Below are 23899 nucleotides of genomic sequence, written 5' to 3' on the forward strand. Positions count from 1 at the left end.
TATTTTCAGTCTAACCGTGAGTGTTTTATGCCGTTAACCGATCAACATCGCTTTGGTATGCAACTGGCCCAGATGTCTCGTGGCTGGCGTGCCGAACTGGATCGTCGTCTCGCCGGGCTGGGCCTGTCGCAGGCGCGCTGGCTGGTGCTGCTGCATCTGGCGCGTTTTGAAGAGGCACCGACCCAACGCGAACTGGCGCAGAGTGTCGGCGTCGAAGGCCCGACCCTGGCGCGCTTGCTTGATAGTCTGGAAAACCAGGGACTGGTGCAACGCCAGTCAGTGATGGAAGACCGTCGGGCGAAAAAAATCGTGCTCTGCGCACCTGCGCTGCCCCTGATCGAACAGATCGAAACCATTGCCACGCAACTGCGTCACGAATTGTTCGAGGGCGTCGATGAGGCGGATTTGAAGGTGTGCATGCGCGTACACGGGCACATTCTGGCCAACCTGGAAAAATCTTGAGGCACATCCCGCCAGTGATTTTTTGAGAGATCGCGCTGAGCCGACTATAAGAACTACTGGGCAATATCGTGTTCGTACCGGATGTGCGAACGCATAGAAACCGGTTTTGCTTATTTAAGGGATGCTCATGCTCGCAAGTCGGCACGTGCTGCGCGGGGGCGCCAAATGGCTGCTGCTCGCTGGCGTATTCAGCTATTCGACCTGGTCGATGGCGTTGGGGTTGGGCGAGATCACTGTTCACTCAGCCCTCAATCAGCCGTTCAAGGCCGACATCGCGCTGGTCGATGTCGGCACGTTGACGCAAAACGATCTCTCGGCCAGCCTGGCTTCGGCGGATGAGTTCGGCCGGGCGGGCGTCGAGCGGGTGTTCTTTCTCAATGATCTCAAGTTCACCCCGATCCTGCGCGGCAGCCGCCAGATGATCCGGGTGACGTCCGGCAAACCGGTCAACGAACCTTTCCTGAACTTCCTCGTGCAGCTCGATCAGCCCAACGGCCGTCTGTTGCGCGAGTACACGGTGCTGATCGACCCGCCGGGTTCGCCGGGCATCGTGCCCGCCACCGACGAGCCGGATCCGCGCCCGCAATCCTCCGAATTTCCAACCGTCGAACCGGTTACCGCACCGCCTCAGGCTGCCCAGGGCAAACGCACTGCGGCGCCTGTGCCGCCAACGCCGGCGGCACCTGCCAACGATGCGCAGGCCGAGCAATTGGCCGCCAGCGTGCTGCTCACCCAGCAACTGCAAAAGACCCTCGACGAACAGAACCTCAGGCTGCAAGAGCAGCAAGTGCAGATAGCCGACGGCAAGAAGCAGATCGAGGAGTTGCAAACCCGCTTGGCCGAAGTGCAGAAAGCGCCGCCACCACCCGTGGTCGCGCCGGCTCCGGCCGCTGTTTCAGCCCCGGTCGAGGCGGCAGACGATGGCGTGAACTGGCCGCTGCTTGGCGGACTTCTATTGCTGCTGGGCGTGCTGGCTGCGTTGCTCATACGTCGCCGTCAGCAACGTTTGACAGCAGATGGCACGCCGATGCCGCTATCGCCCGTGAGCGCCGAAGAAGAAGTCGACGAGCCCGAGCTTCAACAATCTGTCGGTGCGCACGCGGCCGCCGATCATCGCGACGAACCCGGTGCCGGCGACGTGCTGGAGGCCGTGGGCATCTATCTGGCCTACGGTCGACTCAGCGAAGCGGCCGGGCTGCTGCGCGATGCCTTGCACAAGGAGCCTGAACGCACTGATCTCGGTCTGCAGTTGCTGGAGGTTCTTGGGCGCCAAGGTGACAGCGGCGCTTTTGAACAGCAGGAAAACCGCCTGCGTGCGCTTGGCGTCGATGACCGCGAACTGATTGAAATCCGCGCTCGCCATGCAAAACTGGCAGGCGCCGCACCGGCGGCATTTGCAGCAACGCCAATCGCGCCCGAACTGCCCGTGGCCACGGCAGCGACCGCAGTCGCGCCGCTTGCAGCGTCGCCCAGCGCTCTCGAGGATGATTTCGAATTGAATCTGGGCGAGCTGTCGATGGATTCAAATTGGGATCTGAACGATAGCCGCACTGATGCCGCGTCACCGCCGGTCGATGATCCGGCGCTGGGCACCAGCCTGTCGGTGTTACCTGTCGATTTCGAACTGCCACAGGCTGCATCTGCCGAAGAAGCCGAACTCGAATGGATCCCCGAACCCGACGCCCAGCCGCTCGACGACGACTTTCTCAATGAGTTCGGCGATCCCGAGCCGTCGCTGGTGCTGGAACCTCTGGATCTGCAATTACCCGAGTCCACCGACACTGACACCGAGGCCGCCGGCAAGCTCGAACAGGCACAAACCTGCATCGACGACGGCGACATCGACAGTGCGATCGCGCTGCTCAATGAATTGCTCAGAGAAGGGGATGAGCCGTTGAAGCAAACCGCGAGGACGTTGTTGGCGGGGATTCGCTGAGCGCCGACGTATTTCGTGTTCATCCGAGACCGCTTTCGCGAGCAGGCTCGCTCCCACAATGGAATGTGCTTTCCCTGTGGGAGCGAGCCTGCTCGCGAAGGCGTCAGAACGTCTGCCCCAGATTCAGATAAACCGCCTGCTCATCCGCATCATTCAACCCATACGTGAAGTTCAACGGCCCCAGTGGCGTGTCGAAGCCGATAAACACACTCGCGGCATTGATGTAGCCGCTGTCGAATTCATTGTCGTTGTTCCACGCCCGACCGCGTTCCAGCGAGGCCCCGGCGTACAGCGGGAAGTCCAGCGGCAGGTACGAGCGCGGCGTCAGGCGGCGGTAGTACACGGCGCGCATCAGGCTGACGTTCTGCCCGGACAGCGCATCCTCACGGAACCCCGACAACTGCCGCGCGCCGCCGAGCAGGAAGCTTGAGGTCACCACATTGGCATCGTCCAGCGTCCGACCGTAGCGCCCGCCGAGAATCAGCGTGTCGGGCCCATGGCTCATGGCCTTGTCGAAATTCAGTTCCCATTGGCGATAGCGATTGTCTGAACCCAGGCCCGGTTCGAACTGGGCAAACGTCAGGCTGACGTCCTTGCCCTCGTGCGGAAAGTAGACGTTGTCCAGCGAGTCGTAGGAATACTTCACGGTATAGAAACCTTCGTTGAAGCTCTCGCTCGGCAGATCCTGATCACCGATGCGCACGTCAGCCTTGCCCCAGGCCTGGCCGACGCCGAGTCGCACTTCACCGTTGTTGCCGATCTGCCGCCCAAGGTTGAGGCCGAAGCCGTAGCGCTCGACCCGATACTGCGCGATCGGATCGTTATCCAGCACCGAGTCAACGTTCTGCGCCTCGAACGAGGCGTAGGGCGCGACGAAGTAACGCGAGCCGACGTCCAGCGGCTGATAGAACTCGCTGTACAGCTCCTGCTTGTCGCCGATCTGCGCGCGGGTCAGCCATTCCGCGCCGAGGCGGTTGATGCCGTTGACGCGATAGCTCGCACCAAGGTTGAAAGCACTGTCGCCGCGCATGTCGTCCGACAGATTGAGGCCTACCCGCAAGTAATCGGTGCCGCTGCGCTTGCCGCTGGCACTGATGACCAAGGTGTGATCCTGGCCTTTGTGCACGACGCGGTAACGCACTTGATCGAAGTAATCGAGGCCGTACAGCGTGCCCATGTCCGAATGCAGGCGGCCCAGGTCCAGCGGCGCGCCGATCGGCTGGCGGATGTAATAGCGAATCACGTCATCGTCGACCTTCGAATCGTTTTCGACGCGGATCGCGGTAATGATCGGCGTGCGCTGTCCCGGCTGGCGGGCGGCGTTCAGTTCCGCGTCCTGGGTTTCCGTCGGCTTGAGTTGCGCCAGCCGCGCATCGAGGATTCGCGTGGCGCGATAACCGGCGTCGATCATCTCTTGAGCCTTGCCGAAATCGGTCACGCCGAACGCGGCCAGCGCAGGCTGGATCAATACGTCATTGGCGTGCAGCGTCGCCAGTTGTTCTTCGGAGTTGCGCCGGGTCATCAGGGTGATCGACTGATTGAGCACGTCCACCACGGTAGTCAACTGCTTGCGATTGCGCAGCGGTGTGCCGATATCGACGACGATGGCGATGTCGACGCCCATTTCCCGCGCGACATCCAGCGGGATGTTGTCGGTCATGCCGCCGTCCACCAACAACCGGCCATCAAGCTCGACCGGGGCGAACACTGCGGGGATGGACATGCTCGCGCGGATCACTTGCGGCAGGTGGCCTTTGCGGAACACCACTTTTTCGCCATTGGCGATGTCGGTGGTCACGGCGCGAAACGGGATCGGCAGTTTGTCGAAGTCGCGGGTGTCGCTGGTGTGGGCCAACAGGCTTTCCAGCAGCAGCGCGAGATTCTGGCCCTGAATCACCCCCAATGGCAGGCCGAGGCTGCCGTCGTCGCGGAAGCTGAGTTTCTGCTTCACCAGAAAGTCGCGGTCGTCCTGCTTGCGTCGAAATGGCACGTCCTCACGCGGCGGCGCGTCGGACAGCGCCGCTTGCCAGTCGATGCTCAGGGCGAGCTTTTCCAGTTCATCGACCTTGTAGCCCGAGGCGTACAGCCCACCGACCACCGCGCCCATGCTGGTGCCAGCAATCGCATCGATCCTGATGCCTTGTTCCTCCAGCGCCTTGAGCACGCCGATGTGCGCCAGCCCGCGCGCAGCACCGCCGGACAGCACCAGGCCGACTTTCGGTCGTGGCGCCTCACTGGCGAGAACCAGCAGGGGAAGGAAACCAAGCAGCAGGCAGAACAGCAAACGGCGCATTGTGAGTCTCGGGGCAAGCGGTAAAGCCGGCTATTATAGCGGCGCCCTCTGTATCAGGAGTTTCAGCGATCATGACCGTCGCCAAAGCCGAAGTTGTCATCACTTATTGCACCCAATGCCAGTGGCTGCTGCGCGCGGCGTGGCTGGCCCAGGAGCTGCTCAGCACCTTCGCTGACGACCTGGGCAAAGTGTCATTGGTGCCGGGCACCGGCGGGGTGTTTCACATCACTTGTGCGGGTGTGCAGATCTGGGAGCGCAAGGCCGACGGTGGTTTTCCCGAGGCCAAGGTATTGAAACAGCGAGTGCGCGATCAGATCGATCCTGACCGCGACCTCGGCCACAACGACCGCACTCAGTGAGAGGCGGCTTCGGCGGCGACGGTTTTCTTGTCGGCCGAGCCTGACATCCGCGCCGACACCACAATCGCGACGATGATCAGCGCGCCACCGATGAGCATGCGCAGGGTCGGGGTTTCACTGAACAGCAGCCAGGCGAGGGTGATGCCGTAGACCGGCTCCATGGCGAACACCACTGCCGCCGTGCGTGCCTTGATCACCGCCAGACTGGCGACGAACAGGCTGTGCGCCACGCCCGTGCAGAACACTCCGAGCAGGGCGATCCACAACCAGTCCAGCGCTCGGACCTGACTCAACTGCGGCGCCGCGACCGGCAACAGACACAACGCCACGACGACGTTCTGGCACAACGCTGCCTGCACCGCCGGGATGCGCCCGGAACTGGCGCGGTTGGTCAGCGACAGCAGGGAAAACAGCAGGCCGGACAGTACGGCCCAAAGCAAGCCGACGGTGGCGCCGCTGCCCAGATCAAATGCGGGCGTCACCAGCACCAGACCGATGCTGACCAATACCACCAGGACGATTTCATTGGGGCGGATGCGTTCGCGGAAGATCAGTCCTTCGAGAATCACCGTGAACGCCGGGAAACTGGCAAAGCCCAATGTTGCGATGGCCACGCCGGCGATCTTCACGGATATGAAGAAACTCACCCAGTGCCCAGCCAGCAACACGCCGCTGAGGGCGAGGCGCCGCCAGTCCACGGTCTGAAGTTTCTGCCAACCATGCTGGCTGGCGAAACGGGCGAAAAATGCCAGGGCGAGCACGGCGAAAGCTGCACGTCCAAAGACGATCACAGCAGGGGAGGCGGCAGCGAGTTTGCCGAACACACCGGTCAGGCCGAACATCAAAGCGCCTATATGCAGGGCGCCGAGGGCGGTACGCGGAGTCATTGCATTCCTTTTTTCAGGTTCAACTTCATGGGGCCATTGAACCGCGTCTCGGCCTGCAAGTCTGTCGGCAGGCTATCGTCTTTTGTCGCAGGAATCGCGCCGGAGATGTCCGGGCGAGGAGCCGAACTCACGTAGGACTGCGGCCGAGAACGCACTTTGCGAGCTGTAACCGACGCGACTGGCTACTTCACCAATCGGCAATGCAGTGTCGCGCAGCAGTTGCACCGCGAGATGCAGGCGTCGACTGCGGATGTAATCCATCGGCGTCTGTCCGCATTCGGCCATGAACCGTGCGTGCAGGCGCGCGCTGGACAACCCGGCCACGCGCGCCAGGTCGGCGACTTGCAGCGGATAGGCGGAGTATTGCTCGATGTGCGCATCCAGCGCGGCGTAGGGCAGGCGACGCGCGCGGAGTTCGGCAGGTTGCGCGTGATTGAGACTGGCCAGCAGCAACACCGCGCCTTGCTGCGCGATCAACGGATCGCTGACCGGACTGTTCGCCAGCCAGTTGACCAATTGGCTCTGCCCCGAGTCCAGCGACAGCCGCCCCGGATGATCGAGCAAGCGGCGACTGGCCTCGGCGTGCGCGCCCAGCGAGTCCTGCACCCATTGCCCTTCAGGGATGTCGAGCACCAGGCAGCTGCTGCCTTGGGGACTGTCGCAGGCATGATGAGCGCCGGACGGAACCACCACAACACTCTGCTGACGCACTTGGCTGCCACAGCCCTCGACCTCGAAATCCAGCGCACCGGACAGACCGAACACCAACTGCGCGTGCTCGTGGCTGTGCACAATCAGGTCGTGGGTGTACTGGCGCAGGGTGAGGATCGGTCGCATGGCAGGTTGTCTCCGAGGTGGCCGTCAGTCTACACCGCAGTACGCCGGATGCGTTGTCACACGACTGACTCAAGTCTGTCACGGTCGATTAACCCGGCGCGCGCAAGCTGGCGAAAACATCGCAGAGGGTTGCCCATGACCAGCGCCGAGCTCGCCAGACCCAGTCGCAAACAACGGGTGCGAACCCTGTGGATCTCCGATGTGCACCTGGGCACGCGGGATTGCCAGGCCGAGCACTTGTCGCAATTTCTCAAGGGCTACCACGCCGACAAGGTTTATCTGGTCGGTGACATCATCGATGGCTGGAAACTGCGCAGCGGCATGTACTGGCCGCAAGCCCACACCAACGTCATCCGCCGCCTGCTGACCATGAGCAAGCGCGGCACCGAGGTAATCTACGTCACCGGCAACCACGACGAATTCCTGCGGCGCTATTCGAAACTGATTCTGGGCAATATCCAGTTGGTCGACGAAGCGGTGCACGTTACGGCGGACGGCCGGCATTTGCTGGTGATTCACGGCGATCAGTTCGATGTGATCACCCGTTATCACCGCTGGCTGGCGTTTCTCGGCGACTCGGCCTATGAATTCACCCTGACCCTCAACCGCTGGCTCAATCACTGGCGCGCCCGGTATGGCTACGGTTACTGGTCGCTGTCGGCCTACCTGAAACACAAGGTCAAGACCGCCGTCAGTTTCATCAGCGACTTTGAAGAAGCCATCGCCCACGAGTGTGTGAAGCGCGAACTGCATGGCGTGGTGTGCGGGCATATCCACCATGCCGAAATTCGCAAGGTCGGCGGGGTGGATTATCTCAACTGCGGCGATTGGGTCGAGTCGTGCACGGCGCTGATCGAGCATTGGGACGGCACGATCGAGTTGTATCGACTGGCGGATGCCCAGGCGCGGGAGGCGGAATTGAAAGCTGCCAAAGTTGCCGAAATCGCCTGAGCGAAAAAGCACCCTGTGGGAGCGAGCCTGCTCGCGAAGGCGTAGTGTCAGACAAAACTTATGTGCCTGATACAGCGCTTTCGCGAGCAGGCTCGCTCCCACATGTGTTCTCAGGCCGGGCTGTGTTCTTGCATCGCAGCCTTGTAAATCGAGTTCTTCGGCTGCGCAAACAGCCGTTCCATCATCGGCTCGAAGAAACTCAGCGGCAGCGTGTCGTACGCCGGATCAAACGCCGCCGCGTCGTATTTGGCGCAGAATTCGGCAGTGGCCTGGAACTGCGGATGATCCTTGAATTGCTCGCGCAAGTGCCGATCCATGCCCAGGTGATGAAAGAAATAATAGCCCTGAAAGATGCCGTGCTTCTCCACCATCCACAGATTCTCCGCACTCACGAACGGCTTGAGAATCGCTGCGGCGATGTCCGGATGATTGTAGGAACCGAGGGTGTCGCCAATGTCGTGCAACAGCGCGCAGACCACGTATTCCTCGTCACGCCCGTCGCGAAAGGCGCGGGTCGCGGTTTGCAACGAGTGGGTCAGGCGATCCACGGGGAAACCGCCGAAGTCGCCCTCAAGCAGCTTCAAATGCGCGAGGATCCGCGATGGCAGCTGTCTGGCATAGGCACTGAAATCAGCGGCGATGATCGCCCAGTCTTCCTCGGTGCCGTCCTTCATATGGGTGAAGCGAGCATGGGCATTCATTGGCAGACCCTCATTCAGAACGCCACGCGACCGAGAATCATGTCGCGGTACATGACGAAATCGCCGAGCAGGCTGTACAGCGGATGCTGAAACGTCGCCGGGCGGTTTTTCTCGAAAAAGAAATGGCCGATCCAGGCAAAGCTGTAGCCGGCCAGAGGTAGCGCGAGCAACAGCAGCCAGGCGCCTTTGGCGATGCTCAGGGCGAGAATGAAGATGACCAGAGAAGTGCCGATGAAATGCAGACGACGGCAGGTGCTGTTGCTGTGTTCGGCGAGGTAATACGGGTAGAACTCGGCGAAGCTGTTGAACTGCTTGATGTTTTCCACGACCGCGCTCTCTGTGGTGATTGTTCTGGCGACAAGTTGTTCGGCGGGGAGCTTATTTGAGTCTAGAGTGATCATTGGCGTGGGCCAGTGACAATCGGCGCCACTTTAGTATCCTTCGCAAATAGGGCGGTTATCTGCAGCCCGTCATGTAAAAGAATAACAACCATGAGCGAACGAACGACTTCTGCAAGCTGGGCGATGGGGATTGTCAAAGCACTGGAGATGGACGGCCTGGATTGCCGGGTTCTGTTCCGGCAACTGGGGCTGGATTTCACTGCCCTGGAAGATCCGGATGCGCGTTTCCCGCAGGATTCCATGACCCGGCTCTGGCAGCGAGCGGTCGAGGTGTCCGGCAACCCGGCGATCGGCCTGAACATGGGCAAAGTGGTGCGCCCGGCCTCGTTTCATGTCGCCGGCTACGCGCTGATGTCGAGCAATACCCTGGCCGAAGGTTTCCAGCGTCTGGTGCGCTATCAACGCATCATTGCCGAAAGCGCCGACTTGAGCTTTCGCTCGCTCGATGAAGGTTATGCGCTGATTCTCACCGTGCACGGCGATCACCTGCCGCCGACCCGGCAGAGCGCCGAAGCGTCACTGGCCTGCGCGTTGGCGCTGTGCGGCTGGCTGACCGGGCGCCCGCTGCACCCGGTCAAAGTGTTGGTTCAGGGCGATCAGCCGACAAACCTGCAACCCTATAAAGAAGCCTTTCACGCGCCGCTGGTGTTCAACGCGCCTTACGATGCGTTGATCTTCGAACGTGCCGATATGGAGGCGCCGCTGCCGACCGCCAACGAAGCCATGGCGCTGTTGCATGATCGCTTTGCCGGGGAATATCTGGCGCGGTTTTCCGAAAGTCGCGTGACGCACCGGGCACGCCAGGTGCTGTGTCGTTTATTGCCCCAGGGCGAGCCCAAGCGTGACACCGTGGCGCAGACGTTGCACCTGTCGCAGCGCACTTTGCAGCGGCGCTTGCAGGAGGAGGGCACCAGTTTCCAGCAATTGCTCGACGACACCCGGCGTGAACTCGCAGAGCAGTATCTGGCGCAACCGAGCATGACCTTGCTGGAAATCGCCTACCTGCTGGGCTTTGCCGACCCGAGCAACTTCTTCCGCGCTTTTCGCCGCTGGTTCGACACCACGCCCGGCGAGTACCGCTTGCGCCTGACGCAGGTGCCGGACGCGGTCAATGACGCCAGAACGCCGGAATACACAGCACAAATACCGTAATGATCTCCAATCGGCCGAGCAGCATGCCGAACGACAGAATCCACTTCGCCGCATCCGGCAGGGTGGCGAAGTTGCCGGCCGGGCCGATGGTTTCGCCCAGACCCGGGCCGACGCCGGACACGGTGCTGGCGGCGCCGGTCAGCGCGGTCATCCAGTCGACCCCGAGCAGCGACAGCAGCAGCGCGATTACGCAGATGGTGATGGCGAAGAAGAACGAGAAGGTCAGGATCGAACGGACAATTTCTTCGTCGAGGCGGTGACCGTTGTACTTCTGCTTGATCACCGCGCGCGGGTGGATCAGCTGATTGAGGTTGGCCTTGAGCAGGATATAGGCGACCTGGAAACGGAAAATCTTGATCCCGCCCGCTGTCGAGCCGGAGCATCCGCCGACGAAGCCCAGGTAGAAAAACAGCATCAGCGAGAAGTTGCCCCACAGGCTGTAGTCGCCGAGGGCGAAACCGGTGGTAGTGACTACCGAGGTCACGTTCAGCGCCACATGCCGCAGCGCTTCCAGCCAATGCAGCTCGGTGGTCCACCAGTACCAGGTGCCGAGCACCAGCCAGGTCACCAGCAGCATCGCCAGCAAACCCTGCACCTGTTGATCCTTGATCAACGCCCGGCGGTTGCCGCGCAGCGTCGCCACGTACAGGGTGAACGGCAGACTGCCGAGGATCATGATGACGATTGCCACCCAGTGCACCGCCGGTTGCGTCCACTTGGCCAGCGACTGGTCGGAGGTCGAGAAACCACCGGTGGAAATCGCCGACATCGCGTGGTTGATCGCATCGAACGGGCTCATCCCGGCCCACCAGAACGCCAGGCTGCCGAGAATGGTGATACCGACGTAGGCCGCCACGATCAGCCGCGCCACCATGTGCGAACGCGGCATGACCTTTTCCGAGCGGTCCGAGGATTCGGTCTGGAACAGGCGCATGCCACCGATGCGCAGCAGCGGCAGAATCGCCACGGCCATGCCGATGAAGCCGATGCCGCCGATCCAGTGCAGCAGCGACCGCCACATCAGAATCCCCGGCGACATGTTGTCCAGGCCGTTGAGCACGGTGGAACCGGTGGCGGTGATGCCGGACATGCTTTCGAAGAACGAGTCGGTGTAGCTGATGTGCTGGGTCAGCAGAAACGGCAGCGCGGCGAAAATGCACACCACCAGCCAGCTGCTGACCGTCAGCAGGTACATGTCGCGCGGGCGCAGGTGAATGTGTTCGGGTCTGCCGGGTATCACCAGAGCGAGGCCGGCGACAAAGGTGATCATGCTCGCCCAGAGGAACGACGGCAGGTCGCTGGTGCGCTCGAAAATCACCAGCGTGGCCATCGGCACGACCATGGCCACAGCCAGCGTGATCAGGAAGATGCCGATGATAAAACCAATGATCCGTAAGGTCGGCAACGCCATGAAATCCGCTCGGGCTGGTGGGAGAAGGGCGCCATTCTACCTGTGGGGCAAGGCATGTAAACCGGCAGGCGCTGCGCAGATGAAGCTAGAATAGCCGCACATTTTTCAAAGGAGGTGGCCGATGCAGGCTCTCGACGCGTTGCTCAACCGTGTTTCCGTTCCCCGCCTGGTCGAACCGGCCCCCACTGCCGAGCAGCGCGAAGCCCTGTTCGGCGCGGCCTTGCGTGCCCCGGATCACGGGCACTTGCAGCCGTACCGCTTTTTGACCGTCGAAGGCGCAGCGCGTGAGCAAATGGGCGAGTTGCTGGCCGAGGCGGCCCGCCAGCAGAGCGGCGAAGTCACCGACGCGATGATCGACAAGGCGCGCAACGGCCCACTGCGCGCGCCGCTGGTGGTTGTGGTCATCGCGAAATTGCAGGAACACGTGAAATATCCGAAGGCCGAGCAACTGCTTACGGCCGGCTGTGCGGCCCACGGTATCTTGCTCGCGGCGTATGCGCAGGGGATTGGCGCGGTGTGGCGCACCGGGGATCTCGCGTACTCAAAGCATGTGGCCGAAGGCCTGGGACTGGTGGAAGGCGAGGAAGTGATCGCGTTTCTCTATCTCGGCACGCCGCAGAAGGAGCCGCGGGTGGCGGAGAAGGTTGATCTGGCTGAGTTCGTCAGCGCCTGGCCAGGTAAGGTCTGAAGATCACAAGCCCCTCACCCTAACCCTCTCCCAGAGGGAGAGGGGACTGATTGGGGGATGCTTTGGAATTACACCGACCTGAGCGTCCTTCGCTGAATCCAGCGTCGGGATACCGGACGTCTAGTTTCTGCGAATCCATAAGGTCGATGCACAACGGCAGACAACTCGGTCGGCCCCCTCTCCCTCCGGGAGAGGGTTGGGGTGAGGGGCTTTTTCAGGGCTGGACCACGACTCCCGGTACCAACGGCAATTCCAGACTCGCCACAAAGCCGCCCTGCGGATGATTGGCCAGCGTCAGCGTGCCGCCATGCCGTTCTGCCGCCCGTTTGGCAATCGCCAGCCCCAGGCCATGCCCGGCAGCGGTCTGCCCCGGCGCGCGATAAAACGGTTCAGCCAACTGGCTCAGATGTTCCGCCTGTACCCCCGGCCCATGGTCGCGCACGCTGATGACAATCCGCTCACCCTGCCGCGCTGCCTGCAATTCAATCGGCTGATCGCTCGGGTTGAAGCGCTGGGCGTTGCGTAGCAGATTGTCCACGGCGCGCTCGATCATCGTTGGCCAGCCTTTGAGATTCAGATGCGGCTCGGCTTGCAGGCGTACGGGCTGCTCGGGGGAGCTGAGCTGCGCATCCTTTTGCAGCGTGGCGAGCAACGCATTCAGGTCCACTTCTTCAGCGCTGGCGTTGTCGGCATCGACTCGCGCCAGCACCAGAATTTCACTGATCAACGCCTCCAACCGGTCGCATTCGCGGGTCAGGCGTGGCCACAGTTTCTCGCGCTCTTGCGGGTTGGCACGCTCGGCCAAAGCCAGCGCGATGCGCAGGCGCGCCAGTGGTGAGCGCAGTTCATGGGAGACATCGCGCAGCAGCTGGCGCTGACTGCCGATCAGGCTTTGCAGGCGCGCGCCCATGCGGTTGAAATCGGTGGCCAGCACGCCGAATTCGTCACGGCGGTTGGCCAGTTTCGCCAAGCTGTTCTGCTGATATGTGGTCTGCCCCAGATCATGCACCGCGCCGCGCAAGCGACTCAGTGGGCGGGTGATGGAGAAAGTCACGAGCAAACTGAACAGGGTCAGCACCACCAGCGCGATGCCCAGCGCACTCAGCGGCCAGAGCAGGCTTTCGCGGTGCCAGGCGTCGAGTTCCGGGTGTGGGATGCGGTAGATGAACAGGTAGGTATCACCGGTTTTTTCACTGGTGATTTCGTCGGTCAGACGCCGCCACGGCAGGCGGCGGTCATCGTTGTTCTGCCGCGCTTCGAATGCTGCGGCGCGGCGCGGGAAGGTGCCACGCACCACCGGATCGCCGGTTTCGTTGAGCACTTGAACGTCGATGTGATACTGGCGTTTGCGTTGTTCGAGAATGTCCTGCGCGGCTTCTTCGCCTTGGGTTTCGTAAGTCTGCGTCCATTCCGCCGCCAGCGTGTTGAGGCCGGGATGGCGGCTGAGAATCCACGCGTCCTGATTGAGCATGTGCCCGAGCAGAATCGACAGCCCGGCTACCAGAGCGATGGCCAGCCAGAAGCTCGCAAGAATCCGCCAGAACAGTGAACGCACAGAAAATCCTCGAAAATTACACCGTTCAAATGTGGGAGCGAGCCTGCTCGCGAAGACGCAGTGTCAGTCAATCCATCCCTGGCTGAGGCAGCGCTTTCGCGAGCAGGCTCGCTCCCACATTCGATTTGAATGGAACAGGCCCGACGAGGTGAGTCGTCGGGCCCAGGGTCAAGCCATTATTGCGCCTTTTGTGCCTGCTGCGCTTTCCAGGCCTTGAACTCGGCCCATTCGGCGCGGCGTTCGGCGCCTTTCTTCTGGATTTCGTCGAACTGCTTCTGTTGCTCGGGCTTAAGCAGTGCACGGACATCGGACTCGGCTTTCTTGTGGTTGGCCGCGATCTCGTCCTTCATGGCTTTCTGGTCGGCCGGCGAGAGTTTCTCCAGGTACTTGTCGACCACCTGCTTACGCTCGTGCATCTGCTCGCCCATGATCTTGCGAATCTGCTCGCGCTGTTCGCGGGTCAGATCGAGCTGGCTGTACGGGCCTTTGCCGTGCATGCCGCCGTGCATCTGACCACCGTGGCGCGGGCCATCCAGCGGACCACCCAGCGGACCGCCATCCTGCGGCATGGCCATGGCCACGGTTGGCAGAGCGGCAGCGAACATCAGAGCGATAAGAGTCTTGCGCATGGTGTATCTCCTTGTCTCGTTCCCGGTACGTTCCGGATGAGTGCAGATTACGCAGATCAAGGTCAGCGGCGGTCAGCGCAGCGTAAAGCTTCGGTAAAGACGCTTCGTGCCCGGCCTTACACATATCCAGTGCAGGTGATGCTGAAGGCTGCGATCTTTTGGATAATGCACGGGCCGAGGCTGTGATCACTCATTTAGACGACATTGTCGCTCAGCGAAAGAACAACGGCTGCGTGCCTTAACAAAGCGAATACCGAGCTTCCCTATGACTAATAAAACGTTTACCAGGCAACTCGGCCCATGGCTGATGGCAGCTTTATCGGTCAATGCGATTTTTTTGGCATTCCTGATTTTTGATCATGGTTCGCAGGGGCACGATATGAAGATGATCAAAACTAAGGAACCGTTGCTGATCGAGGGTCCAAACGGCAACGAGAATTACTACGTGCTGCCGCAGGGTACTACGCTATATCACGATAAGAGCTTTCCTGAAGGGCATGATCGTTATGTGCTGTATCTCAACCATAAGGGTACGATTGCCCACGAAGAAGTACCGATGAAGCCTGAGTACGGCGGTTCTTTCATTGATCCGCTCTGGCTGGCAAATGTTGATGCGAATACTTTGCAAGAAATTTTCAAGCGTTTTCCACTTTCCAAAAAAGACATTGCCGCTGCCATTAAGGCCAACGAGATAACCAAGGACGATTTGGCCGACATAATTCGTTCGATGCCCGATTAACCACTGCAAAGCCACCGACGGCTGCATTTCCTACAGAGCGCGGAAACGATCAGATACCCCTCTGTAGGAGTGAGCCTGCTCGCGATGGCGGTGCCAGAAAAGAATGTGTTGACTGACACACCGCCATCGCGAGCAGGCTCACTTCTACACGGCGCAGGTCTTATAGACTGTAGTAGTAACCACGGCTACGCAGCGCGACGATGCGCGGGCGGCCGTCGGGGTGGGGGCCGATTTTTTTGCGCAGGTTGCTGACGTGCATGTCGAGGCTGCGGTCGTACAGGGTCAGCTTGCGGCCGAGGGCCAGTTGCGCCAGTTCCTGTTTGTCCAGCGGCTCGCCGGGCTGCTTGAGCAGGGCTTCGAGCAGGCGGCTTTCGGAGACGGTCAGGGTCAGTTCTTTTTCGTCGATGCTGACCACGCCGCGCACTGGGCTGAAACTCAGATCACCCAGCTCGAGCTGCGTCGATACGGCGGCCGGATGGCTGCGGCGCAACACGGCGCGCAGGCGTGCGGTCAGTTCGCGGGGGTCGCAGGGTTTGGCCAGGTAATCGTCGGCGCCCAGTTCGAGGCCGAGGATGCGGTCCAGCGGTTCGCCACGCGCTGACAGCATCAGCACCGGCAGGTCGGCGTGGTCGTTGCGCAATTGCTTGAGCAGTTCCAGACCGCTGCCGTCGGGCAGCATTACGTCCAGCACCACTGCCGCCGGGGCGGTTTCGGCCAACGCCTTGCGCGCGCTCTGGCCGTCGTGGCAGGCGCGCACCTGGAAGCCTTCCTGGCTCAACCAGCTACTCAGGAGTTCGCACAACTCCTGGTCATCATCAATCAGTAACAGCTCGCTCATGACTCACTCAATTTAGCCATTGCCGACGTTTTCGGCTTGCACCACTGGCAAAGATACCGCAGAGCAGCGCCAATAGCGCTACCCCGGCGCCAGTGACGAACCACTGCTGTTGATCGGTCAGCAAACGCGGCAGCGGGCTGGCCTGGGCTTCCTTGAGTTGCAGCTTCAGACGCTGGTTCTCCTGGCGCAGCCGGGCGAGCTGGGCGCTTTCGCGAGTGTTGTCGGCATTTTGCAGTTGTTTGTTCAGTTCTTCACGCTGCTGTTCACTGGCCTTGAGCCGCTGTTGCAGTTCGGTGATCTGGCTGCCGGCGCTCAGCGACAATGGCGTGGAGCTGCCGCCTTCGGTGGTTTCCTCACCATGGGCGGGCGCCATGATCGACAACGTGAGCAACATCAGACACAACGGACCCTTGCGCATCGCGACACCTGTTTCCAAATGGATATTGGGCAGGTTGTCGGCAGGCAAACGAGAATAATGAGCGATTGAGATGGATGAGAAGCGAGAAGGTTCAGTGCGCAGGAGGTGATGTTGGTGGCTGACAAATAATTTGTGGCTGATGAATATTCTGTGGCGAGGGGTTTAGCGAAACGTCGCGCCGCCCCGTTGGGCTGCGTAGCAGTCCTGAAATGGGAGCGTGCGGTGTGTCAGACACACCGCGTTGGATGGGTTTTGGGGCGGCTTCGCCACCCAGCGGGGCGGTGCGACGTTTCGCTAAATCCCCTCGCCACATTAATCCCTCACTGTTCCAACAGGTCGGTTACGGCAGGACTTGCTTGAACGGTTTGACGATCACATTGGCGTAGACGCCGGCGGCAATGTACGGATCGGCATCGGCCCAGGCCTGTGCGGCGCTCAGGGAGTCGAACTCGGCGACGATCAGGCTGCCGGTGAAACCCGCTGCGCCCGGATCATTGCTGTCGGCGGCCGGGTGCGGGCCGGCCAGCACGATGCGGCCTTCGCCCTTGAGCGCTTGCAGGCGTTCCAGATGAGCGGGTCGTGCGGCCAGGCGAGCTTCCAGCGAGTTGGCAACGTCGGTGGCAATGATGGCGTAGAGCATGTCAGTCCTCGGTTTTTGGCGTTGTGGTATCGGTGTCATGCAGATGGCGCGACAGGTAAACGCCCTGTGCGACCAGGAACAGCACGGTCATGCCCAAGCTGCCGAACACCTTGAAGTCGACCCAGATGCTCTGGAAGGTGAAGGCGACAAACAGGTTGGCCGCGCCGCAGAACAGGAAGAAGCCGATCCAGGCGATGTTCAGGCGCGTCCAGACCGGGTCTGGCAAGGTCAGCGCGTGGCCCATGATGCGTTTGATCAGCAGGCGATCGCCGATGAAATGGCTACCGATGAACGCCGCAGCGAACAACCAATTGACCACCGGCGCTTTCCATTTCAGGAAGGTTTCGCTGTGGAATGCCAGCGTCAGGCTGCCGAATACCAGGCAGGCGATCAGCGTCAGCCACTGGCTCTTTTCCAGCTTGCGCTGCTTGATGAACAGCGCGCCGTACACCACCAGCGAACTGATGATCAGCATCGCCGTGGCGCTGTAGATACCGCCTACGGTCACTTGCTGGCCGGCAATGTCGACGACCCGTGGATCAAGTTTGTAAACGATGAAGAACAGCAAAAGCGGGATGAAATCGATGAATTGTTTCACAGTGAGAGCCAGAAGCTGGATGTGGCGGCATAATAACAAACATATGGGCGCGCGATAGCGCCAGCTGATTTGAGGTTACAACTCCCCGTGAATGTTGATTTGCACTGCCACAGCACGGCCTCCGACGGCGCCCTGGCGCCTGCGGTTCTGGTTGCGCGAGCGTTCGAAAACGGCGTGCGAGTCCTGGCGTTGACCGACCACGACACTCTTGAGGGGCTCGCCGAGGCGCGTACTGCCGCCACCGAGTTAGGCATGCAACTGGTCAACGGCGTCGAATTGTCCTGCACCTGGGGCGGGGCGACCATTCACGTATTGGGCTACGGTTTCGACGTCAACGCCGCGCCGTTGGGTGAAGCGATCGCCAAATTGCACGATGGCCGCTGGCTGCGGTCGGAAGAAATAAGCCGCAAGCTCGCCCTCAAGGGGATGCCCGGTGCCCTCGACGGCGCCCGGCAGATCCAGCAGGAACTGGGCGACAGCGGCAACGCGCCGGCCCGGCCGCATTTCGCCGACTGGATGGTGCGTGAAGGTTATGTAAAGGATCGCGCCGAGGCATTTCGCAAATGGCTCGGCGCCGGCAAACTCGGCGACGTCAAGCTGCACTGGCCGACCCTGGAAGACACCGTCGCCACCCTGCGCGCCGCCGGTGCCTGGGTCAGCCTGGCGCATCCATGGCACTACGATTTCACCCGTAGCAAGCGCCGAAAGCTGATTGCCGACTATATTCAAGCAGGCGGGCATGCTATCGAGGTGGTCAATGGCCATCAGCCCGCAGAACAGGTGGGCAGCCTGGCGATCCTTGCCCGTGAGTTCGGTCTGCTGGTCAGCGCCGGCAGTGACTTCCATGGCCCTGGCGGCTGGTCCGAGATCGGCCAGTACCGGCCGGTTCCCGAGGACCTTCCACCCCTGTGGTGTCGGTTCAAACATGACACAGATATTGCCGCCGTCTGAACAGGTAGAGAATGTGAGTCAATTTTTCCAGATACATCCGGAAAACCCGCAAGCGCGCCTGATCAAACAGGCGGTCGAGATCATCCGCAAGGGCGGGGTGGTGATTTATCCCACGGACTCGTCCTACGCCATTGGTTGCCAGATCGGCGACAAGACCGCCATCGAGCGTGTGCGACGTCTGCGTCAGCTCGATGAAAAACACAACTTCGCGCTGATCTGCAGCGACCTGTCGCAACTAGGCAATTACGCCAAGATCGACACCGGCACCTTCCGCATTCTCAAGGCGCACCTGCCGGGGCCTTACACCTTTATTCTCAACGCCACCCGCGAAGTGCCGCGCCTGTTGCTGCATCCGAAAAAACGCACCATCGGCCTGCGCGTGCCAAGCCATCCGATCGCGTTGGCGCTGCTGGCCGAACTCGGCGAGCCGCTGATGAGCGTGACGCTGATCATGCCCGGCGATGAAGACCCACTCAGCGATCCCTACGAAATGCGCCAGTTGCTTGAGCATCAGGTCGATCTGATCATCGACGGCGGTTTTGGCGGCATCAAGGCCTCAACGGTGATTGACCTGACCGGCGACGACCCGGAAGTGGTCCGCGTCGGTTGCGGCGATCCGACGCCGTTCATGGTCGAGGCCTGAATGTCCGCAGTGGAAACCGTGATCGATCCCCAGGCCGGCGCCCAACAGGAACTGCCGTTCGCGATGGTCTATGGCCAGGCGGTCATGGAAATGCCGCTGGACCTGTACATCCCGCCGGATGCGCTGGAAGTCTTTCTTGAAGCCTTCGAAGGTCCGCTCGACCTGCTGCTGTACCTGATCCGCAAACAGAACATCAATATCCTCGACATCCCGGTGGCGGAAATCACCCGCCAGTACATGGGCTATGTCGAGTTGATGCAATCGGTGCGCCTGGAACTGGCCGCCGAATATCTGGTGATGGCGGCGATGCTCGCCGAGATCAAATCGCGCATGCTTCTGCCGCGCGCCGAAACCGTTGAAGATGAAGAAGACGACCCGCGCGCTGAACTGATCCGCCGCTTGCAGGAATACGAGCGCTTCAAGGCTGCCGCTGAAGGTATCGATGGGCTGAGTAGGGTCGGCCGGGATGTGATCGTGCCCAAGCTCGATGCCCCGGAAGCGCGGGCGCGCAAGCTGTTGCCCGACGTCGCGCTGGAAGAGATTCTGATGTGCATGGCCGAAGTTCTGCGCCGTGGCGACATGTTCGAAAGCCACCAGGTCAGCCGTGAAGCGCTGTCCACCCGCGAGCGCATGAGTGATGTGCTGGAACGGCTCAAGGGCGGCGGTTTTGTGCCGTTTGTCGAGCTGTTCACCGCTGAAGAAGGTCGCCTGGGTGTGGTGGTGACCTTCATGGCGATCCTTGAACTGGTCAAGGAATCCTTGGTCGAGCTGGTGCAGAATGAGCCGTTCGCCGCGATCCACGTGCGAGCCCGAGCCGAATAACGAGTCCCTGTATGAACCTGACTGAACCCCGCGAGCTGGCGTCCCTGCTTGAAGCCTTTCTGTTGGCCTCGGGAAAGCCGCAATCCCTTGAGCGCCTGTATGAACTGTTTGAAGAAGGCGAGCGGCCGGAGCCGGCGGTCTTCAAGAAAGCCCTGACCCTGCTCGGCAAATCCTGCGAGGGCCGTGCCTTCGAGCTCAAGGAAGTCTCGTCGGGCTATCGCTTGCAGATCCGCGAGAAGTTCTCGCCGTGGGTCGGCCGTCTCTGGGAAGAGCGCCCGCAGCGCTATTCCCGCGCCTTGCTGGAAACCATCGCGTTGATCGCCTATCGCCAGCCGATCACCCGGGGCGAAATCGAAGACGTGCGTGGCGTGGCGGTCAACAGCAACATCGTCAAGACCTTGCTCGAGCGTGAGTGGATCCGCGTCGTCGGTTATCGCGACGTGCCGGGCAAACCGGCGATGTTCGCCACGACCAAGGCGTTTCTCGACCACTTCAATCTGAAAAACCTCGAAGACCTGCCGCCGCTGGCCGAACTGCGCGAGATGGAAGCCGAACCGGTGCTCGACTTCGACGACGCGCCGGTGCCGCAGAGCCTGCAGGAGCTGGCCGACGCCAGCGCCGAGCCGGAGGAGGAAAAGGAAGAAACCAGTTTCCATTCCCTGTTGCTGGAGCTGGACAGCATGGAAGAGGGCATCAAAACCGATTTCGACGATTTGCTGCGCGATGCGGTGGATGGCGAAGCGCCGGTGCCCGAGCTTGAGATCATCGCGCCGGTTGATGAAGTTGAAGTTGAACTTGAAGCCGCGCCCGACGCCGAACCGGAAGAAGATATTCTCGGTGTCGCCGAAGCCCGCGAGAAACTCCTGGCCGCTGTCGCCGCCCTCGAACAGCCGGAACCGGAACTCAGCGAAGAAGAAGCCGAAGCCCGCGCACTGGCCGAGGCAATCGAAGCCGAACGGCGCGAGTTCGAAGACTGACGCCTATTGAGAAACCAGTGAAGACCCTTGTGGGAGCGAGCCTGCTCGCGAAGGCGGTGTGTCAGATACATCAATACTGAATGACACTGCGCCTTCGCGAGCAGGCTCGCTCCCACAGGGTGAAATGTCGTTCTGGAGATTGCGATGAGCTCAACCAAAGACCCCTGCATCAGCCTCTGCAAATTCTCCGACGACATCTGCTTGGGTTGCGGTCGCAGCAAGCGCGAGATCAAGGCCTGGAAGAAACTCGACAAGGACGACAAGCGTACCGTGCTGGCCGAAGCCGCGCTGCGCCTGATCAAACTCGGTGGTGCCGGTCGGCGGAAAAAGAAATAACCGGCACTCGATCAACTAGTCTCTGATGCGCGATGGCGCACATCCGCGTATGATTCGCGACCCTTCGCCGATCCCTTCGGCCTGGACCCAGTTTTCAATACTTCAGGCGCCGCCTGAACAGACCACACCGGGAGGTGCCCAGATGAGTGACATCAATCAGAAAGACGACCAGGAAATCGGCCCAGCAGGCGAAAAGCTGCAGAAGGTCCTCGCCCGTATCGGCGTCGGCTCGCGCCGTGACGTGGAATCCTGGATCAGCCAGGGCCGGATCAAGGTCAATGGCAAAGACGCCACCCTCGGCCTGCGCGTCGACATGCACGACGCCATTACCATCGATGGCAAAGTGATCAAGCGCGAAGAGGCCGCCGAATCGGTGCGCCGCGTGATCATGTACAACAAGCCCGACGGCGAAATCTGCACCCGTGACGACCCGGAAGGCCGTCCGACCGTGTTTGACAAGCTGCCTCGTCCGAAAGAAGGCCGCTGGATCAACATCGGCCGTCTCGACATCAACACCACCGGTCTGCTGATGTTCACCACTGACGGTGAGCTGGCCAACCGCCTGATGCACCCGTCCTACGAGATGGACCGCGAGTACGCCGTGCGCGTACGCGGCGAAGTCGATGACGAGATGATCGAACGCCTCAAGGCCGGCGTGGTGCTGGAAGACGGCCCGGCGCGTTTCACCGACATTCAACAGGCGCCGGGCGGTGAAGGTTTCAACCACTGGTACCACTGCGTGGTCATGGAAGGGCGCAACCGTGAAGTGCGTCGTCTGTGGGAATCGCAGGGTCTGGTGGTCAGCCGTCTGAAGCGCGTGCGTTTCGGTCCGGTGTTCCTCAACTCCGACCTGCCGATGGGCCGCTGGCGCGAAATGAGCCAGTACGAAGTCGACGTGCTCAGCGCCGAAGTCGGCCTGACGCCGGTGGCAATGCCGCAGCTGAACGCCAAGAGCAAGGACAAGCTCGAACGCATGCAGCGCAAATCGTCGCGGCCGATGGCCAAGACCGAGCGCGTGCGTACCCTGCGTCCAGCCGCTGGCGCACCCACCGCACCGCGCCCGAGCCGTGAGCCGCAGATCGAAGGCGAGCGTCCAGGTCGTAAGCCAGTCGCCCGTGACGGCGAGCGCGCACCGCGTCCGGCCAATGGTCGTACCGAGCGTGGCGAAGGTCGTGCACCGGCCGGTCGCGGTACGCCAGTGGCGGATCGTCCAGCCGACACCAGCAACAAGCGCCCGGCCAAACCGGCGCCGAAGCGTCCGGGGATCAAACTGGTCGACGGCGACAAGCCCTCGGGCAAGCGTCGCGGCGCACCGGCCGGTTCCGGTCAGCGTCCGGGTTTTGGACGCAAGAAACCGGAATAAGGCAGCTGTGAGTTACTAGCTGCAAGCTACAAGCTACAAGCTACAAGCTACAAGCTGAAGCAAAAACGCCAACCTCAGGGTTGGCGTTTTTTTTGTCTGGACGAAAGTCTGTGCTGACACCGATCGTTCCCACGCTCTGCGTGGGAATGCCTCAACGGACGCTCCGCGTTCGGCTTTGGAAGGGACGCGGAGCGTCCCGGGCTGCGTTCCCACGCGGAGCGTGGGAATGATCATCTGCGGCTTACATAAATCCCCTGTGGGAGCGAGCCTGCTCGCGAAGGTGTCAGTCGCCTAAAACACAAATCGCCCGTCAAACACCGGCTTGTCATCCAGCGCCAACACCCCGCCAGAAAAAATCAGGTCCAGGTGATGACTGCCCTTGGCGCCACCGCCCAGTCCGAGATGCAGCCCACAATGCCGCTCCTCGAACCCGGCATTGCGCGCATACAGATCCTTCACGCCTTCGTTTGTGCCAATCCCCAACTCCTCAATTCGCCGGTTCGACGGGTTGGCATCCAGGTACTTGTTGAAATCATGTTCCAGCCCCGGCACGTCGGTGGCGATGCGGCTGATGGTCGAGTTCTCGATCCACAATTCCAGCGGCGAATCCAGCACGCCGTACTTGCGCGCGAAGGGGATGGTGCTGAGGAAGGTGCCCTTGAATTTCACATGGCCATTGATGGCTTCGCTGTGGGTGGCAATTTCGCCGGGGGCGAGGTCGAAGTTGCCGACGCCATTGATGTCGGTCCACTTCTTGATGCTGCTCATCGGCGTTTCGAACCATGAGCCGTGGTCGTCCTTGAAACTCAGCGTGGTCGCTTGGGACATGCGCTGGATCAGGTGACTGTTGAGCCCGGCGATGCGCTGCGGGGTGATGCTGAAAGTGTCGTAGAAGTAGTCGCCGTAATCCTTGAACAGCAGCGACTTCTTCCAGTTTTCCGCCATGACCGCTTGCAGCGCACGAACGAACTCCGGGCCGTCGGGGCGTGGGTTGAGCAGGGTGGAAGAGTCGTAGAAGAAAATGTACAGATCGCTATCGGCAATTGCTTCGGACAGCGCTGCGGTGCTTTCCAGGTCCAGGCGCCGGGCGCTGAACTGGAAGCGCGGATGTTCACCGGCCTGTTCGGCAATGGCGCCGGTCAGGGCTTCGTAGTCGGCAGTATGGCCGAGCATGACCTTCGCCGAGTCGAGGCCGGCGAGGGCTGGGTGATGTTCGAGGTAGTAAAGGAAATGCGAGATGGCGCGGGGCTTGTCCATGAATCCTCCCTGACTGACCGGGAAATGAAGCGGCAGGCACGACCGGCCGGACCGT

General features: G+C 61.2%; 26 protein-coding genes. 13 read left to right on the forward strand and 13 right to left on the reverse strand.

The annotated features are described in order from the left end of the window. Positions 1 to 27 precede the first annotated feature (27 nt). The gene (locus tag J5M66_RS16975) at positions 28 to 462 is read left to right on the forward strand and encodes a MarR family transcriptional regulator (protein WP_016771142.1); all 435 of its coding nucleotides are present in this window, start codon (positions 28 to 30) and stop codon (positions 460 to 462) included. Between the two features lie 127 nt (positions 463 to 589). Continuing rightward, positions 590 to 2398, forward strand: coding sequence for a FimV/HubP family polar landmark protein (locus J5M66_RS16980; RefSeq protein WP_123443097.1), 1809 nt, complete (start codon positions 590 to 592; stop codon positions 2396 to 2398). A 103-nt stretch (positions 2399 to 2501) separates the two neighbouring features. Here the strand turns inward: J5M66_RS16980 and J5M66_RS16985 are convergent, their stop codons facing one another. Continuing rightward, positions 2502 to 4691, reverse strand: a complete 2190-nt coding sequence (locus J5M66_RS16985) for a patatin-like phospholipase family protein (RefSeq protein WP_122880861.1) — start codon at positions 4689 to 4691, stop codon at positions 2502 to 2504. Positions 4692 to 4762: 71 nt separating this feature from the next. Between J5M66_RS16985 and J5M66_RS16990 the strand changes: the two genes are divergently transcribed. Then, positions 4763 to 5050: a SelT/SelW/SelH family protein gene (locus J5M66_RS16990; protein WP_016771139.1), complete on the forward strand. Its 288-nt coding sequence runs from the start codon at positions 4763 to 4765 to the stop codon at positions 5048 to 5050. Here J5M66_RS16990 and J5M66_RS16995 read toward each other — a convergent pair. Continuing rightward, positions 5044 to 5937, reverse strand: a complete 894-nt coding sequence (locus J5M66_RS16995) for a DMT family transporter (protein ID WP_206420863.1) — start codon at positions 5935 to 5937, stop codon at positions 5044 to 5046. The genes J5M66_RS16990 and J5M66_RS16995 overlap by 7 nt on opposite strands. A gap of 72 nt (positions 5938 to 6009) precedes the next feature. Then, a complete protein-coding gene (locus J5M66_RS17000; protein WP_207808748.1) occupies positions 6010 to 6774 on the reverse strand; it encodes a helix-turn-helix domain-containing protein in 765 nt (254 codons plus the stop codon). Positions 6775 to 6909: 135 nt separating this feature from the next. Between J5M66_RS17000 and J5M66_RS17005 the strand changes: the two genes are divergently transcribed. Next, on the forward strand, positions 6910 to 7725 hold the full coding sequence (locus tag J5M66_RS17005; RefSeq protein ID WP_016771137.1) for a UDP-2,3-diacylglucosamine diphosphatase: 816 nt from the start codon (positions 6910 to 6912) through the stop codon (positions 7723 to 7725). Positions 7726 to 7835: 110 nt separating this feature from the next. Here the strand turns inward: J5M66_RS17005 and J5M66_RS17010 are convergent, their stop codons facing one another. Then, entirely contained in the window at positions 7836 to 8426 is a 591-nt protein-coding gene (locus J5M66_RS17010) for an HD domain-containing protein (RefSeq protein WP_016771136.1), read from the reverse strand. Positions 8427 to 8440: 14 nt separating this feature from the next. Continuing rightward, complete coding sequence (locus J5M66_RS17015; RefSeq protein ID WP_016771135.1) at positions 8441 to 8752, reverse strand: DUF962 domain-containing protein; 312 nt, start codon at positions 8750 to 8752, stop codon at positions 8441 to 8443. A 165-nt stretch (positions 8753 to 8917) separates the two neighbouring features. Here J5M66_RS17015 and J5M66_RS17020 point away from each other — a divergent pair, with 165 nt between their 5' ends. Continuing rightward, complete coding sequence (locus J5M66_RS17020; protein ID WP_206420860.1) at positions 8918 to 9979, forward strand: AraC family transcriptional regulator; 1062 nt, start codon at positions 8918 to 8920, stop codon at positions 9977 to 9979. On the opposite strand, the gene J5M66_RS17025 is transcribed toward J5M66_RS17020, so the two are convergent. Next, positions 9936 to 11390, reverse strand: coding sequence for a TrkH family potassium uptake protein (locus tag J5M66_RS17025; protein ID WP_207808746.1), 1455 nt, complete (start codon positions 11388 to 11390; stop codon positions 9936 to 9938). The two genes, J5M66_RS17020 and J5M66_RS17025, sit on opposite strands and share 44 nt — an antisense overlap. Before the next feature lie 121 nt (positions 11391 to 11511). On the opposite strand from J5M66_RS17025, the gene J5M66_RS17030 reads away from it, so the two are divergent. Further along, positions 11512 to 12078 carry a nitroreductase family protein gene (locus J5M66_RS17030; protein ID WP_206420859.1) on the forward strand — a complete coding sequence of 189 codons (567 nt, stop codon included), beginning with the start codon at positions 11512 to 11514 and terminating at the stop codon, positions 12076 to 12078. A gap of 214 nt (positions 12079 to 12292) precedes the next feature. Here J5M66_RS17030 and J5M66_RS17035 read toward each other — a convergent pair whose 3' ends face one another. Both J5M66_RS17035 and J5M66_RS17040 read right to left on the reverse strand, forming a co-directional pair. After that, entirely contained in the window at positions 12293 to 13633 is a 1341-nt protein-coding gene (locus tag J5M66_RS17035) for a HAMP domain-containing sensor histidine kinase (RefSeq protein ID WP_206420858.1), read from the reverse strand. Between the two features lie 176 nt (positions 13634 to 13809). Continuing rightward, the gene (locus J5M66_RS17040) at positions 13810 to 14262 is read right to left on the reverse strand and encodes a Spy/CpxP family protein refolding chaperone (RefSeq protein ID WP_207808744.1); all 453 of its coding nucleotides are present in this window, start codon (positions 14260 to 14262) and stop codon (positions 13810 to 13812) included. A gap of 265 nt (positions 14263 to 14527) precedes the next feature. Between J5M66_RS17040 and J5M66_RS17045 the strand changes: the two genes are divergently transcribed. After that, the gene (locus tag J5M66_RS17045; RefSeq protein ID WP_207808742.1) at positions 14528 to 15001 is read left to right on the forward strand and encodes a hypothetical protein; all 474 of its coding nucleotides are present in this window, start codon (positions 14528 to 14530) and stop codon (positions 14999 to 15001) included. 160 nt (positions 15002 to 15161) lie between these two features. On the opposite strand, the gene J5M66_RS17050 is transcribed toward J5M66_RS17045, so the two are convergent. From J5M66_RS17050 to J5M66_RS17065, 4 genes are all read right to left on the reverse strand, one after another. Continuing rightward, complete coding sequence (locus J5M66_RS17050) at positions 15162 to 15839, reverse strand: response regulator transcription factor (RefSeq protein ID WP_016771129.1); 678 nt, start codon at positions 15837 to 15839, stop codon at positions 15162 to 15164. A 7-nt stretch (positions 15840 to 15846) separates the two neighbouring features. After that, positions 15847 to 16257 carry a translation initiation factor 2 gene (locus J5M66_RS17055; protein WP_039761083.1) on the reverse strand — a complete coding sequence of 137 codons (411 nt, stop codon included), beginning with the start codon at positions 16255 to 16257 and terminating at the stop codon, positions 15847 to 15849. Positions 16258 to 16597: 340 nt separating this feature from the next. Further along, positions 16598 to 16897 carry a YciI family protein gene (locus J5M66_RS17060; RefSeq protein WP_206420856.1) on the reverse strand — a complete coding sequence of 100 codons (300 nt, stop codon included), beginning with the start codon at positions 16895 to 16897 and terminating at the stop codon, positions 16598 to 16600. A gap of 1 nt (position 16898) precedes the next feature. Continuing rightward, positions 16899 to 17495 (reverse strand): septation protein A, encoded by a 597-nt coding sequence (locus J5M66_RS17065; protein WP_016771126.1) that lies wholly within the window; start codon positions 17493 to 17495, stop codon positions 16899 to 16901. Positions 17496 to 17582: 87 nt separating this feature from the next. On the opposite strand from J5M66_RS17065, the gene J5M66_RS17070 reads away from it, so the two are divergent. The 6 genes from J5M66_RS17070 to rluB all read left to right on the forward strand — a co-directional run bounded on the left by J5M66_RS17070 (position 17583) and on the right by rluB (position 22587). Further along, positions 17583 to 18446 carry a PHP domain-containing protein gene (locus tag J5M66_RS17070; RefSeq protein WP_207808741.1) on the forward strand — a complete coding sequence of 288 codons (864 nt, stop codon included), beginning with the start codon at positions 17583 to 17585 and terminating at the stop codon, positions 18444 to 18446. 13 nt (positions 18447 to 18459) lie between these two features. Beyond that, positions 18460 to 19089 (forward strand): L-threonylcarbamoyladenylate synthase, encoded by a 630-nt coding sequence (locus J5M66_RS17075; RefSeq protein WP_016771124.1) that lies wholly within the window; start codon positions 18460 to 18462, stop codon positions 19087 to 19089. A 123-nt stretch (positions 19090 to 19212) separates the two neighbouring features. Then, complete coding sequence (locus J5M66_RS17080; RefSeq protein WP_172828192.1) at positions 19213 to 19911, forward strand: ScpA family protein; 699 nt, start codon at positions 19213 to 19215, stop codon at positions 19909 to 19911. Positions 19912 to 19922: 11 nt separating this feature from the next. Next, positions 19923 to 20888, forward strand: a complete 966-nt coding sequence (scpB, locus tag J5M66_RS17085; protein ID WP_207808738.1) for an SMC-Scp complex subunit ScpB — start codon at positions 19923 to 19925, stop codon at positions 20886 to 20888. Positions 20889 to 21032: 144 nt separating this feature from the next. Beyond that, positions 21033 to 21224 carry a DUF1289 domain-containing protein gene (locus tag J5M66_RS17090; protein WP_016771121.1) on the forward strand — a complete coding sequence of 64 codons (192 nt, stop codon included), beginning with the start codon at positions 21033 to 21035 and terminating at the stop codon, positions 21222 to 21224. Between the two features lie 142 nt (positions 21225 to 21366). Continuing rightward, complete coding sequence (gene rluB / locus J5M66_RS17095; protein ID WP_073472826.1) at positions 21367 to 22587, forward strand: 23S rRNA pseudouridine(2605) synthase RluB; 1221 nt, start codon at positions 21367 to 21369, stop codon at positions 22585 to 22587. A 291-nt stretch (positions 22588 to 22878) separates the two neighbouring features. Here the strand turns inward: rluB and J5M66_RS17100 are convergent, their stop codons facing one another. Then, positions 22879 to 23844, reverse strand: coding sequence for a leucyl aminopeptidase (locus tag J5M66_RS17100; protein ID WP_207808737.1), 966 nt, complete (start codon positions 23842 to 23844; stop codon positions 22879 to 22881). Between the last annotated feature and the right edge of the window lie 55 nt (positions 23845 to 23899).

Origin of the sequence: Pseudomonas sp. 67(2021) (assembly GCF_017491835.1) — a bacterium.
Classification (GTDB): Bacteria; Pseudomonadota; Gammaproteobacteria; order Pseudomonadales; family Pseudomonadaceae; genus Aquipseudomonas; species Aquipseudomonas atacamensis.

Bases quoted from the DNA above. Each gene is read 5' to 3' on its own strand.
- J5M66_RS16975 (WP_016771142.1), top strand. From the start codon at position 28: ATGCCGTTAACCGATCAACATCGCTTTGGTATGCAACTGGCCCAGATG.
- J5M66_RS16980 (WP_123443097.1), top strand. From the start codon at position 590: ATGCTCGCAAGTCGGCACGTGCTGCGCGGGGGCGCCAAATGGCTGCTG.
- J5M66_RS16985 (WP_122880861.1), bottom strand. From the start codon at position 4,691: ATGCGCCGTTTGCTGTTCTGCCTGCTGCTTGGTTTCCTTCCCCTGCTG.
- J5M66_RS16990 (WP_016771139.1), top strand. From the start codon at position 4,763: ATGACCGTCGCCAAAGCCGAAGTTGTCATCACTTATTGCACCCAATGC.
- J5M66_RS16995 (WP_206420863.1), bottom strand. From the start codon at position 5,937: ATGACTCCGCGTACCGCCCTCGGCGCCCTGCATATAGGCGCTTTGATG.
- J5M66_RS17000 (WP_207808748.1), bottom strand. From the start codon at position 6,774: ATGCGACCGATCCTCACCCTGCGCCAGTACACCCACGACCTGATTGTG.
- J5M66_RS17005 (WP_016771137.1), top strand. From the start codon at position 6,910: ATGACCAGCGCCGAGCTCGCCAGACCCAGTCGCAAACAACGGGTGCGA.
- J5M66_RS17010 (WP_016771136.1), bottom strand. From the start codon at position 8,426: ATGAATGCCCATGCTCGCTTCACCCATATGAAGGACGGCACCGAGGAA.
- J5M66_RS17020 (WP_206420860.1), top strand. From the start codon at position 8,918: ATGAGCGAACGAACGACTTCTGCAAGCTGGGCGATGGGGATTGTCAAA.
- J5M66_RS17025 (WP_207808746.1), bottom strand. From the start codon at position 11,390: ATGGCGTTGCCGACCTTACGGATCATTGGTTTTATCATCGGCATCTTC.
- J5M66_RS17030 (WP_206420859.1), top strand. From the start codon at position 11,512: ATGCAGGCTCTCGACGCGTTGCTCAACCGTGTTTCCGTTCCCCGCCTG.
- J5M66_RS17040 (WP_207808744.1), bottom strand. From the start codon at position 14,262: ATGCGCAAGACTCTTATCGCTCTGATGTTCGCTGCCGCTCTGCCAACC.
- J5M66_RS17045 (WP_207808742.1), top strand. From the start codon at position 14,528: ATGACTAATAAAACGTTTACCAGGCAACTCGGCCCATGGCTGATGGCA.
- J5M66_RS17050 (WP_016771129.1), bottom strand. From the start codon at position 15,839: ATGAGCGAGCTGTTACTGATTGATGATGACCAGGAGTTGTGCGAACTC.
- J5M66_RS17055 (WP_039761083.1), bottom strand. From the start codon at position 16,257: ATGCGCAAGGGTCCGTTGTGTCTGATGTTGCTCACGTTGTCGATCATG.
- J5M66_RS17060 (WP_206420856.1), bottom strand. From the start codon at position 16,897: ATGCTCTACGCCATCATTGCCACCGACGTTGCCAACTCGCTGGAAGCT.
- scpB (WP_207808738.1), top strand. From the start codon at position 19,923: ATGAACCTGACTGAACCCCGCGAGCTGGCGTCCCTGCTTGAAGCCTTT.
- J5M66_RS17090 (WP_016771121.1), top strand. From the start codon at position 21,033: ATGAGCTCAACCAAAGACCCCTGCATCAGCCTCTGCAAATTCTCCGAC.
- rluB (WP_073472826.1), top strand. From the start codon at position 21,367: ATGAGTGACATCAATCAGAAAGACGACCAGGAAATCGGCCCAGCAGGC.
- J5M66_RS17100 (WP_207808737.1), bottom strand. From the start codon at position 23,844: ATGGACAAGCCCCGCGCCATCTCGCATTTCCTTTACTACCTCGAACAT.